This is a genomic window from Dermacoccus nishinomiyaensis (assembly GCF_900447535.1).
In the GTDB taxonomy this organism is placed as follows: Bacteria; Actinomycetota; Actinomycetes; order Actinomycetales; family Dermatophilaceae; genus Dermacoccus; species Dermacoccus nishinomiyaensis.
In genome coordinates, this window is the sequence record NZ_UFXX01000001.1 from 1,200,620 (window position 1) to 1,212,851 (window position 12,232).

The following is a 12,232-nucleotide window of genomic DNA, read 5'->3' on the forward strand; positions in this document are numbered from 1 at the left end:
ATTCGTTCGGTGCGGGGCCTCGTCGTCGGCATCCTCGACGTCAGCGCCAGGGGTGGCGCAGGATCAGTTCGGTGTTGCGGTCGGCGTCGGCGCCCATGAGGGCGGCGGAGCGGTTCGGATCGTTGTAGGACAGCTCGCGGTACAGCGACGCCAGATCCGCCTGGTCCTGCCCTGTCGTCGACGCTGCGTACGGCGCGGCCGACTCGACCAGCGTCGTGTACAGGCTGAGCGTGCCGTCGGCGTTGTCACAGAGCTCGATGATGCGCGCGTGCTGCGGGAAGTCGACGTGGCTCGCCGTGTTGATCTCCCAGAACGACCGTCGCGGATCGGCGTGACGATGCGCGGTGATGCGGTTCTCGTGCGTGTGCCCGTTGACCCACGCCACGACGTTGCGGAAGCGCATGAGCGTGTCGCGCACCTCGCGCCCGGCGTGCCGCAGTTCGGGCGTGGCCGGGTCGAGCAGCACGTTCGTCATCGTCGTGCTCGTGTGATGGCTGAAGATGACGAACATCTCGTCGGCGACGGCATGGCGTTGTGTGCGACCCCAGAAGTCGACGTACGTGCTGCTGCCCGCGGTGAGGACACGCTGCAACCACAGGAACTGCTCGTGCCCGAGGCTGCCCTCGGTGAATCCGGCGCGGTTCGTCGAATCGAGCGAGATGCCCGTGACACCGTCGGCGATGCGGAACGTGTAGTAGCCGCGCCCGGTCGCCACGTTCTCGTCCGTGAAGCCATGGCCGCCGCTCGGCAGGTGCGCGCGCATGTACTCCGTCGGGGTGAACGGCCTGCGGCGCTCATCGGGTGTGACGTGCCAGGTGTTCTTGGTGCTGCTGCTGACGCCCTTGATCGCCGTGCTGCCGGTCGCGAAGGTGCGTCGCAGTGCCGCATCGGACGTGCCCGAGGTGAAGCCGGTGAACTTCACGTCGCCGGTGTACATCGCGGCCAGTGCACCCCAGTCGGACGGCAGGACGCCGCTGACGGAGTCGTCGTGGTTGCCGAAGACCGAGAACCATCGCACGTTCAGCCCCGGGCTGCGGTGCGCTGCCGTGGCGCGGCGGAAGAAGCCGTCGAGGACCGGGAAGCCTGCGCTGACGTACCGGTCGCGGACGGAGGCATTCTCGACGTTGTAGTACTGCGGGTTGCCGCTCGTCTGCGCGCCCTCCCACCGGTCGCTCGCGCCCGTGTTCGGGGTGATGACGCCGCCGTTCATGACTGCGAGGTACCACTCGAGCTCGACGTGCTCGTGGTTGTCCGTGTTGTCACCCGTCGAGACGACGCAGTCGAACCGGCGCCCGGTGAACGGACCCCTCGCGAGGTCGTTGATGCGTTTGACCAACTGAGCCGCGCCCTGCGTTCCTAGAGCCTCCTGCGGGCGACACGCGCTCGAGTTGACCGTGTTGAGGAACTCGAAGCGCACCGGGCTCTGCGCGTCGACGACGTGCAGGTCGGTGAACTGGACGATGCTCGCGAGGCCGGTGCGGGTGTCGTCGCGGGAAGGTCGCGGCTCGGCGAGGTCGGCGCGCACGACGAGGGGGTAGCCCGGCCCGGCCGTCAGACGCGTGTAGCCGCTCGTCGCCACCGGGGCCGCAGCCTGCTCGAGCGTCGTGCCGCGGGTGTAGACCGAACGATCCGCGGCCTGCGCGAGTTGGGCGTTGGTCGCGGCGAGCGCTGCGGTGACGAGGGAGCCGGCGGCGCCCTTGAGGAACGCGCGACGTGTGGGGCGAGACATGACGACAACTCTCCGTCGGGGATGAGGAGGTGCCAGCGTGCCCCTGGCGCGGGGCATGGACGTGACGGGCGGCTGAATGCGACGTGAACTCGTAGCTCCTCAACCGACCTGATTCTCGGGCCCGACAACGAGGCATTCGAGGCGCGGATCATCGAGGAACCGCTGGGCCAACGACGCCTCGGCGGCGAGGTAGGTGCTCACGAGATCGGTGTCGTTCGCCAGGCACCACGCGCCGGATTCGGGGTAGACGATCGAGACCGTGTGCCAGTCGTCGACGAGGACGATCTCGTCGAAAGCGCCGGTGAACGGCACGATCTCTCGCTCCGGTTGGTCGATGCGACATTGTGTGGCGCCCTCGACGTCCAACCCGCCGATGCCGGCCCAGATCCCCTGGACGATGCGGGACGCATCGGCACGCCGCCTGAGATCGTCGCGCAACAGCTGATGGATGACACGGCGCTCGGGCTCCGGAATGACCCCCTCGACGAGCTCGACGCCGCGTTCGCTCTCGAAGTCGAGGTCGATCAAACCATCAGGACGACGATCGGGGCGCCAGCCCGGCTCGTCGAGTCGGGCGTCGGGCAGGGCACTCCATCGCAGGCGCGTGATGTCGTCGTCGCGCTTCTCGATCGGGTGCAGGATGCGGACATACGCGTCGAATCCGCGCCCGACGAGCCCGTCGACCGTCGAGAACCCGCCGAAGGACGGTTGCCAGGCCAGCACATCGACGGGGTGAAGGGCGAACCCGTCGCTCCAGTGATCCGCGCGAACTCGGACGCCTCGCTCTGCGACGAGGCACTGCGCCGGCGTGAGATCGGCGTCGGGATCGACGGAGAAACCGACGCTCACCGCGCCGGCACGCTGCCCAGCCGGGGCCAGTTCCATCGGCAGGGTTCCGGGCATCTCGTCGAGAAGGGCCTCGAGCTCTGCCTCGTCGACGTCGTCCTCCGTGACATCCGGCGTGGGCGGGAAGAGCGCGAACCGGGTCTTGACGGCGAGCGCCGTCACGAAGAGAAGTGGGAAGCGGGCCCGCTCGCCGCGCGGCCACCATCGCGGGGCTGACAGTTCGTACCACCCGAACTGCTTCGGGCCGCGCCACGATCGCCAGTCGATGAGGTAGTCAGCGCTTCGCATCTCGTCCCGGGTCATGGCATTGACGCTATGGGGCGCCTGCTCACCCCGTCCACACTTTTTCTGGTGCCCCCGCCTGACGGCCAGCTCCTACGGTGTTCCTCGAACCGTGGATGAGGTGCGCATCGCGACGGCGCCGAGACCATCGCAGCGGTTACGTAAAGGTAAGGATCGCAGCCCGGCGACAAGTACCTGTGACGGGGCGTACCATGCAAAGAGCGATCAAGCTACCCATGAGTTAAGAAAGGCGGCGTCCCATGCCCCGCAACATCTACGACGAAGACCACGAGGCGTTCCGCGCTTCCGCCCGCGAGTTCGTCGAGCGCACCCTCGCCCCGCGTGCCGAGGAGATGATCCGCGATCACGTCATCGCGCGTGACATCTGGCTCGAGGCCGGCAAGCAGGGCTTCTTCGGCCTGTGCATCCCGGAGGAGTACGGCGGCGCCGGCATCGACGACTACCGCTTCAACGCGATCTTCGCCGAAGAGATCAGCAAGTTCACCGCCGCCGTCGCGTCGTGCTTCGGCATCCACTCGGATGTCACCGCGCCGTACATCGTCAGCCTCGGCACCGAGGAGCAGAAGCAGAAGTACCTGCCGCGCGTCGCGACGGGTGAGCTGATCCTGTCGATCGGCATGACGGAGCCGTCGGGCGGTTCGGACCTCGCCAACCTCAAGTCGACGGCCGTCAAGGCTGACGACGGTTCGGGCGACTGGATCCTCAACGGCTCGAAGACGTTCATCACGAACGGCCACCAGTGCGACGTCGCCGTCGTCGCGGCACGCACGGACCCGAGCAAGGGCGCCAAGGGCATCTCGCTGTTCCTCGTCGAGGCCGGCACGGAGGGCTTCACGAAGGGCAACAAGCTCGACAAGGTCGGCCAGGTCGAGTCCGACACCTCCGAGCTGTTCTTCGACAACGTGCGCCTGCCCGCCGACGCGCTGCTCGGCCCGCAGGACCTCGGCTTCATCGCGATGATGAAGCACCTGCCGCAAGAGCGCATCGGCAACGCCATCGCGAACATCGCGAACGCGAAGCAGATCCTCGCCGAGACGATCCAGTACTGCAAGGACCGCAAGGCGTTCGGTCAGCCGATCGGCTCGTTCCAGCACAACACCTTCAAGATCGCCGAGATGGTGACGAAGATCGAGGTCTCCGAGGCGTACATCGACGACTGTGTCGCCGCGCACGCCGAGGGCAAGCTGACGGCCGTCGACGCCGCAAAGGCGAAGTGGTGGGCCGCCCAGGTGCAGTGCGACGTGCTCGACGAGTGCGTGCAGTTGCACGGTGGCTACGGCTACATGAACGAGTACCGCGTGGCACGTGCGTGGCGTGACGCTCGCGTGCACAAGATCTGGGCCGGTTCGAACGAGATCATGAAGATGATCATCGGGCGTGACCTGGGTTTGTGACGAGCGAATACCGAAGGTCGAGGGCCATGGCGATCGCGCGCAGCGCGATCGCCATGGCCCTCGACCGTAGGTGAGCGTCCGGCGAAGGGTTGTGGAGGTTCGTGCTACCCAGAGCACGAACCTCCACAACCCTCGTGGGAGCGGCTGCCACCCGTCAGGCGAACGCGTCGGCGGCTGTCGTCGTCGAGCCCACCGCGTCAGGCTGCTTCGTCCAGGACGCTTGGGCGTTGAGGACGCGGATGGCTTCGTCCGGGCCGTAGGGCAGGCCATTTTCGCGCATGTCGGCGGTCGTGTGCGCGTCTTCGACGAGCGTCATGTCGTAGCCGCGGTGGATGCCGCCGTAGAACGTCGAGCGGATGCAGGCGTCGGTCTGGGCGCCGCAGAGGACGATGCGTTTGACGTCGCGCTCCTGCAGACGTTCGGCGAGGTCGGTCTCGACGAACGCATCACCCACGTCTTGTGGACGACCAGTTCGCCAGGTGCCGGAACAAGCTGCGGGACGACCTGCCATGCGTCGCTGTCACGCGGCATCCCCGGGTCGGAGTGCTGCACCCAGATGACGGGCACACCCTGCTCACGCGCCCGATCGACGAGCGATGAGATCTTCGCGACGACGTCGTCGCTGTTGACGGATTCGGCCATGACATCGTTCTGCACATCGACGACGAGAAGTGCTGTTTCGCTCATGCAGTCAGCGTAGGTGGCCCCGGTGACAACGCTGCCCGGACGTCCCACTCGATGCAGAACGACGCCAGGCGGAGACGCGGCGGCCCGCGGACGTCCCACTTCATGTCAGGTGGCGCCATGTGGGGAAGTCATCAGGCCTGACGGGCAGTGCGCAGGACAACGCCATCCAGTTGTTGAGCAATGCTCAACAAGATGCCCCAGGAGCGTTGTCGGTGTGGTGTGATGTGATGCACAGCACAATCAACGTCTGGAGTGCACATGTCCGAGCTGCCCCTCGTCTCCACCACGCTCTCCCTCGCCAGCGTGCTCGCCGAACCGGCACGCCGCACCCCTGACGCTCTTGCCCTGATCGAGGGCGAGCGTCGACTCACGTACGCGGAGGTCTGGCGCGAGGCGCGCACGGTCGCCGCGCAACTTATCGCGGACGGCGTCACGCCCGGCGACCGCGTCGCGCTGCTGGCGCCCAACGTCGTCGAGTTCGTCACGAGCTACTACGGCATCCTCGCGGCGGGTGGCGTCGTCGTCCCCGTGCCGACGCTGCTGCAAGGGCGCGAGGCCGCCTACCTCCTGGAGACGGCCGAGGTGAGCCGCCTGCTCCACCACCCGGCTGTCGCGGCGACGGCGACGAAGGCGTCGGAGATCACCGGTGTCCCCGCGGTCGACATCACCACGTACGCGGCCGGCGCCGAACCCATCAGCAACTTCGTGGCACGCGAGCCGCTCGACCCCGCCGTCATCTTCTTCACGAGCGGCACGACGGGCAAGCCCAAGGGCGCGATCCTCACCCATCTCAACTTGGTGATGAATTGCACGGTCAGCGCGTTCGACGGCAACGGCGTCGCGGCGGGCGCCGTCGTCCTGGGGTGCCTGCCGTTGTTCCACATCTTCGGTCAGTCCGTCTCGCTCAACGCGGCGTTCCGGCGTGGCGTCACCGTCGTCCTGCAGCCGCGTTTCGACGCGACGGAGGCGCTGCGCCTCATGAACGCCGAGGGCGTGACGATGATCTGCGCCGTGCCGACGATGTACATCCAGCTACTCAAGGCGGTCGGCGAGCACCCCGAGATCCCCGTCCCGCAGCTCGCTGACGCCATCAGCGGCGGCGCGTCGCTGCCCGTAGCCGTGCTCGAGAAGTTCGAGAGGGTGTTCTCGACGAAGATCCACGAGGGCTACGGCCTCAGCGAGACCTCGCCGTCGATCACGTCGAACCAGGAGGCGCTCGGCGTCGAACCGGGCACCGTCGGACACGCACTGTGGGGCATCGACATGGGCATCGCCGACCTGACGGTGCCCGAACGCGTCGAGCTGCTGCCGCCGGGCGAGCGCGGCGAGGTCGTCTGCCGCGGCCACGCCATCTTCGCCGGCTACTGGAACAACCCGGCCGCGAGCGCCGAAGCCCTGCAGGACGGGTGGTTCCGCACCGGCGACATCGGCATCCAGGACGAGACGGGGCGGGTGCGCATCGTCGACCGGACGAAGGATCTCGTCATCCGCGGCGGGTACAACGTCTACCCGCGCGAGGTCGAGGAGACGCTGATGCGCTATGACGGCGTCGCGCAGGTCGCCGTGATCGGCGTGCCCGACGAGCAGTACGGCGAGGAGATCATGGCCGTCGTCGTGCCGTCCGACGACGCTGCGCTCGACGCTGAGACGCTCGTCACCTGGAGCCGAGAGCAGCTCGGATCGCACAAGTACCCGCGCCGCGTCGACATCGTCGAGGCGCTGCCGCTCGGGCCGAGCATGAAGGTGCTCAAGCGCGAACTTCGCACGAGGTACGCCGAAGGGGCATAGTGTTGTTGAGCAACGCTCAATAGCGTTGCGTGCGTCTTTCGAGAGGAATGCTTCATGACTGCACAGGCCAGCCGCTTCACCGGCAAGGTCGCGATCGTCACCGGCGCGAGCCGCGGGATCGGCCTCGCCATCGCCCAGCGCTTCGTCGACGAGGGCGCGAACGTCATCATCACCGCGCGCGGTCAGGAAACGCTCGACGCCGCCGTCGCGCAGCTCGGCGACGCGGCCGTCGCCGTCGCCGGCAAGGCGCAGGACAAGGCGCACCAGGACGAGGTCGTGCGCACCGCGATGGAGCGCTGGGGCCGCATCGACGTGCTCGTCAACAACACGGGCATCAACCCCGTCTACGGCGGCCTCATGGACCTCGACGACGACGCGGCGCGCAAGATCGCCGACGTCAACCTGCTCGCGACGCTGTCGTGGACGCGCGCCGTCTGGAACGCGTGGATGAAGGACAACGGCGGCTCGGTCGTCAACCTCGCGAGCATCGCCGGGCTGCGCGCCGCACCCGGCATCGCGTTCTACGGCGTGACGAAGGCCGGCGTCATCCACATGACAGAGGAGCTCGCCGCCGAACTCGGCCCGAAGGTGCGCGTCAACGCCGTCGCCCCCGCCGTCGTCAAGACCGACTTCGCGAAGGCCCTGTACGAGGGCCGCGAGGAATCCGTCGCCAAGCCCTACCCGCTCAAGCGCCTCGGCGCACCGGAGGACATCGCGGGGCCCGTCGCGTTCCTCGCCTCCGACGACGCCGCGTGGATGACGGGCCAGACGCTCGTCGTCGACGGCGGCATCACCGTCACCGGCGGGCTCGTCTGAGACCTGCTGCCGGCAACTACCGGCCGTCGCTGTTTGCGTGCACGTGCACGCGAGTAGATGAGCCACGAAACCTGAACGACCACCCGCCCCACGAAAGGACTTCTCCATGACCCAGCGAACCGCCATCGTCACCGGAGCCGCGCGCGGCATCGGCGCCGCCGTCGCCAAACGCCTCGCTGCGGACGGCATGAAGGTCGCCGTCCTCGACCTCGACGAATCCGCTTGCGCGGCAACGGTCGAGGCCATCAAGACCGCCGGCGGCGACGCCCTGGCCGTCGGCTGCGATGTCGCCGACGAGGAGAGCGTCAAGGGCGCCGTCGCCCGCGTTGCCGACGAGCTCGGCGCGCCGACCGTCCTCGTCAACAACGCCGGCATCCTGCGCGACAACCTGCTGTTCAAGATGTCGGCCGACGACTGGGACATGGTGATGAACGTGCACCTGCGCGGCTCGTTCCTCATGTCGCGCGAGTGCCAGGCGCACATGACGAAGGAGGGCTTCGGCCGCATCGTCAACCTGTCGTCGAGCTCCGCGCTCGGCAACCGCGGCCAGGCGAACTACTCGGCCGCGAAGGCGGGGCTGCAGGGCTTCACGAAGACGCTCGCCATCGAGCTCGGCAAGTTCGGCGTGACGGCGAATGCCATCGCCCCGGGCTTCATCGAGACGGACATGACGGCGGCGACGGCCGAGCGCGTCGGCGTGCCGTTCGAGGACTTCATCAAGGGCGCCGCCGAGATGACGGCCGTCAAGAAGGCCGGCCAGCCCGACGACATCGCCAACGCGGCGTCGTTCTTCTGCGACGAGCGCTCCGGGTACGTCTCCGGGCAGGTGCTGTACGTCGCCGGCGGACCGCTCTGCTGAACCGGGACGAGGAGAACACCATGCGAACGTTCAACGGACTCGACGAACTCAAGACGGCTGTCGGCGAGCATCTCGGCACGAGCGAGTGGCACGAGATCACGCAGAAGATGGTCGACCAGTTCGCGGACGCCACCGGCGACCACCAGTGGATCCACGTCGACCCCGAACGCGCCAAGAGCGGCCCGTTCGGCACGACCATCGCGCACGGCTACCTGACGTTGTCGCTCGCGCCGATGCTGTCGTCGGAGATCTGGACGATCGAAGGCATCACGATGGCCGTCAACTACGGCTCGAACAAGGTGCGCTTCACGCAGCCCGTGCCCGTGGGGTCGCGGGTGCGCGGCAGCATCGTGCTCGACAGCGTCGACGAGAGCCCCAAGGGCGCCCAGGTCGCCATGACGCTGACCGTCGAGATCGAGGGTCAAGAGCGACCCGCGTGCGTCGCGCAGACGCTGAGCGTCATCGTGCCCTGACGATCGGCGCCGCTGCGCTCGTGTTCGAGCGCGCACGATGGCGGGTGACTCACGAGGTGGAGGGCAGTTTCGAACCAACCAGTGAGTTACCCGCCATCATGCGTCAGGCCTGCGATTCGTCGGTCCCGGGGTCGATGAACGCGGCCCCTATTCTGCGGGACTCCTCGTCCCCCAACCACTCGAGCGCATGAATCGGGGCGGGGCGACCGCCCTGCCTGACCCCTGTCCACTCTCGTCGAGCCCACTGTTCGGTCTCGGCCTCGATTGCCGCGCCGTCACTCAGCCAGATGTCTGTGCACACTCCGTCCGGCAGGTCGAGCCACAGAATCGCGTTCTCGTAGGGTGCCGACCAGCATCGCCACCACAGATGACCACTCTCGAGCGTGGCGAGGCGAACCGATTCGACGTACAGAACTCCTGAGCGACCATCGGGCAACGTGGCACGCGCCGCGCGATCGCGAAACGGGTCGAGACACGGATCGGGCACGAACCCCGTCTCGAGATCGGGCTTTGGTGACAGCCCGGTCAGCCCTCGACGAACGCGGCGCGCGAGGCGAGGACCTCACGCACGAGGGCCTGCTGATCGACGACGGCACGGCGCACCGATGCGGGCAGGTCGCGCTCGAGCATGCGGCGGGCTTCGACGTCGAGTTCCTCGCTCGCGAGGGCCGTCGGGAACGCAAGCGACGCGACGCGGGCGAGCGCGTCCTCGCCCACCCACGCGCGCATCGCGGGAACGTCGCTGACGTAGCGCTCGATGTACGGCGCAAGGGTGGCCTCGTCGTCGGCCGACCAAAAACCCGTGGCGAGCGCGTTCATCTCGTAGTTGCTGTGCGCCGGCGTGTCATCGGTGGGAGCGGCCGTCAGCTCCTCCCACGCCCATTCCTTCGCCTCCGCGGTCGGGAACGACGCCCGTGCCGTGAGATAGCCGAGCTGACCCGACATCGTCTCGTCAGCCGCGAGGGCGTCGCCGAGCTCGGCGATCGTCACCGCGTCGAGCTGTGCGAGGCGACGCGCCACGCGCCACCGGAACGGTGCGTCACCGTCGAGCCCCGCCGGCAGGCCCTCCCCCGCGAACCACGGACGCAGACGCTCGGCGTCGCCCGTCGAGGCGACGAGACGCGCCCCCGCGAGGAGGCGGGGATCGTCGACGGCATCGACCCGTGCGCCCGAGGACGCACCGGCCGAAGTCGATGACGGTGCGCCGGCAGGGCTCAGCGAAGATGCGCCGGCAGCGCTCGACGACGGGCTGGCAGTGCTCGTCGAGGACGCCGCTGACATGGCGCTCGTCGAAGAATCCGATGCCGCAGCCATGAGCTGCTCCCCCACCGCGGCGAGACGTGCCGCAGCGTCCGAACGCTCGGACCACGGCATGAAGCGTCCGACGACCTGCCCCAGGGCCACGCCGACGGCGACGTCGAGCACGGGCATCTGCGTCTCGGCCGGCAGCGCGCCCTCGGCGATGGCGAGCACCTGCTGCGGGGAGACGACAGCCGTCGCGAGGCCGTGGGCGAGTGCCGTCCAGATCATGCCGCGCGTGGTTGCGTCGGCGATGCCGGACAGTGCTGTCGGCAGCGCAGCGAGGGTCGCGGCGTCGAACTCGACGCCTGCCCACGTCAGGTCACCGGCGTTCGGGATGATGGCGGCGACCTGCTCACCGCGCGCCATCGTTCCGCTCACCTCGGGCAGGTCGACGAGGCCCGCAGCGCCCGTCAGGTCGTCGACGGCGACGAGGGCGCCGTCGGCTGAATGGGCGCTCACGCGGAGGGTGTGCGTGCGCTCGGCAGGCCACTGCGTGTTGGCCTCGATGACGAGGTGGGGCGCGCTCGTCGTGTCAGCCGCGGCGGAGGCATCGTGATCCGAGGGAGCGGACGCAGCCGGGTCGCGGGCGTCGTCGAGCGAGCGGGTGGTACGTGCTGCGTCATCGGTACCCTCGGTCACCACACCGCGGGCCGCGCCGACGAACCCGTCGACGCGGAGGGTGTCCATGCCGGCCGTCTCGAGCCACGCGGCGGCCCATCGCGTCAGGTCGGTGCCGGAGGCCTCTTCGAGGGAGGCGAGGAAGTCGGCGAGCGTCGCGTTGGCGAACGCGTGCCGCTGCAGGTGCAGTCGAACGCCCGCGATGAACGCGTCGTCACCGATGTGGTGGATGAGCTGACGCAGCACCGCCGAACCCTTGGCGTAGGAGATGCCGTCGAAGTTCTGCAGCGCCGTGTCGGTGTCGGGCGCGGGCGCGCCCGCGACGGGGTGCGTCGACGGCGACCGCTCCGCCGCGTAACCCCATGCCTTGCGGCCGGCGGCGACGTCGACCCACGCGTCGTCGAACTCGGTGGCCGCGACGAGCGTGCGGTTGGCCATGTACTCGGCGAACGACTCGTTGAGCCACAGGTCGTCCCACCACTGCATCGTCACGAGGTCGCCGAACCACATGTGCGCCATCTCGTGGCTGATCGTGTTGGCGCGCGACAGGTGTTCGGTGCGGCTCGCGGCGCCGGTGAAGACGAGCTGGTCGCGGAACGTCACGCACCCCGGGTTCTCCATCGCGCCCGCGTTGAACTCAGGAACGAACACCTGGTGGTACTCGCCGAACGGGTATCGGATGCCGAACAGCTGGTGGTAGTAGTCGAACGACTCGCGCGTCACGGTGAGCATCTCGTCGGCCTGCGCCTCGAGCCGGTCGCGCAACGAGGCGCGCGCGTGCAGCGCGAGGGGAATGCCGTCGTGCTCAGCCGTGACGGTGGCGAAGGGGCCGGCGCAGACGGTGACGAAATACGTCGCGAGCGGTTTCGTCGTCGCAGCGCGCCAGAGCTGCGGTTCGACCTCGCGCATGGCGCCGTTGGCGACGACCGTCCACCCCTGCGGGGCGCGCACGGTGACGTCGTACGGCGCCTTGAGGTCGGGCTGGTCGAAGCAGGCGTAGACGCGCGATGCCGCGTCCATGAACAGGTGGCCGTAGACGTAGTCGTTGCTGTCGGCGGGGTCGGTGGCCCGGTGCAGGCCCTGCCCGTCGCGCCCGTACGTCATGCGCGCGGTGACGACGAGTTCGTTGCGCTCGGCGAGATCGTCGAGGCGCAGGCGACGACCGTCGAGGGCCGTGGTGACGTCGAGGTCACGCCCGTTGAGCGATGCTGACAGCAGCTCGTCGGGGTCGAGGTCGACGAACGTCGACGCTCCGGCCTGCGCGTCGAACGTCAGCGTCGTCGTCGAACCGAACGTGCGGGGCCCCGCGTCGAGATCGAGGTCGATGCGGTAGGCCGTCGGATGCACGATCGCGGCTCGTGCTTGCGCTTCGTCACGCGTCAGAGTCATGCTGCCATCCTGCCAGCCCAGGGTGTGC

At 68.4% G+C, this 12,232-nt stretch carries 9 protein-coding genes and 1 pseudogene; 5 read left to right on the forward strand and 5 right to left on the reverse strand.

Annotated features, from left to right (window positions below; genetic code table 11):
- Nucleotides 1–40: 40 nt before the first annotated feature.
- A complete protein-coding gene (locus DYE07_RS05710) occupies nt 41–1,729 on the reverse strand; it encodes a TIGR03767 family metallophosphoesterase (RefSeq protein ID WP_115296525.1) in 1,689 nt (562 codons plus the stop codon).
- Nucleotides 1,730–1,828: 99 nt separating this feature from the next.
- Nucleotides 1,829–2,878, reverse strand: a complete 1,050-nt coding sequence (locus DYE07_RS05715) for a hypothetical protein (RefSeq protein ID WP_062258582.1) — start codon at nt 2,876–2,878, stop codon at nt 1,829–1,831.
- Nucleotides 2,879–3,117: 239 nt separating this feature from the next.
- Between DYE07_RS05715 and DYE07_RS05720 the strand changes: the two genes are divergently transcribed.
- Complete coding sequence (locus tag DYE07_RS05720) at nt 3,118–4,272, forward strand: acyl-CoA dehydrogenase family protein (protein ID WP_006946057.1); 1,155 nt, start codon at nt 3,118–3,120, stop codon at nt 4,270–4,272.
- Nucleotides 4,273–4,426: 154 nt separating this feature from the next.
- Here the strand turns inward: DYE07_RS05720 and DYE07_RS15090 are convergent, their stop codons facing one another.
- Both DYE07_RS15090 and DYE07_RS15370 read right to left on the reverse strand, forming a co-directional pair.
- On the reverse strand, nt 4,427–4,726 hold the full coding sequence (locus DYE07_RS15090) for an isochorismatase family protein (protein ID WP_006946100.1): 300 nt from the start codon (nt 4,724–4,726) through the stop codon (nt 4,427–4,429).
- A gap of 59 nt (nt 4,727–4,785) precedes the next feature.
- Nucleotides 4,786–4,959, reverse strand: a pseudogene (locus tag DYE07_RS15370) (cysteine hydrolase family protein); the annotation flags it as partial.
- Between the two features lie 258 nt (nt 4,960–5,217).
- Between DYE07_RS15370 and DYE07_RS05730 the strand changes: the two are divergent.
- From DYE07_RS05730 to DYE07_RS05745, 4 genes are all read left to right on the forward strand, one after another.
- Entirely contained in the window at nt 5,218–6,747 is a 1,530-nt protein-coding gene (locus DYE07_RS05730) for an AMP-binding protein (RefSeq protein ID WP_115296526.1), read from the forward strand.
- A 54-nt stretch (nt 6,748–6,801) separates the two neighbouring features.
- The gene (locus tag DYE07_RS05735) at nt 6,802–7,563 is read left to right on the forward strand and encodes an SDR family oxidoreductase (RefSeq protein ID WP_006946150.1); all 762 of its coding nucleotides are present in this window, start codon (nt 6,802–6,804) and stop codon (nt 7,561–7,563) included.
- A gap of 106 nt (nt 7,564–7,669) precedes the next feature.
- Nucleotides 7,670–8,422 (forward strand): 3-oxoacyl-ACP reductase FabG, encoded by a 753-nt coding sequence (fabG, locus tag DYE07_RS05740; RefSeq protein WP_006946283.1) that lies wholly within the window; start codon nt 7,670–7,672, stop codon nt 8,420–8,422.
- Between the two features lie 20 nt (nt 8,423–8,442).
- Nucleotides 8,443–8,895, forward strand: coding sequence for a MaoC family dehydratase (locus tag DYE07_RS05745; RefSeq protein WP_038567023.1), 453 nt, complete (start codon nt 8,443–8,445; stop codon nt 8,893–8,895).
- 525 nt (nt 8,896–9,420) lie between these two features.
- Here the strand turns inward: DYE07_RS05745 and pepN are convergent.
- A complete protein-coding gene (gene pepN, locus DYE07_RS05755) occupies nt 9,421–12,204 on the reverse strand; it encodes an aminopeptidase N (protein WP_115296527.1) in 2,784 nt (927 codons plus the stop codon).
- Between the last annotated feature and the right edge of the window lie 28 nt (nt 12,205–12,232).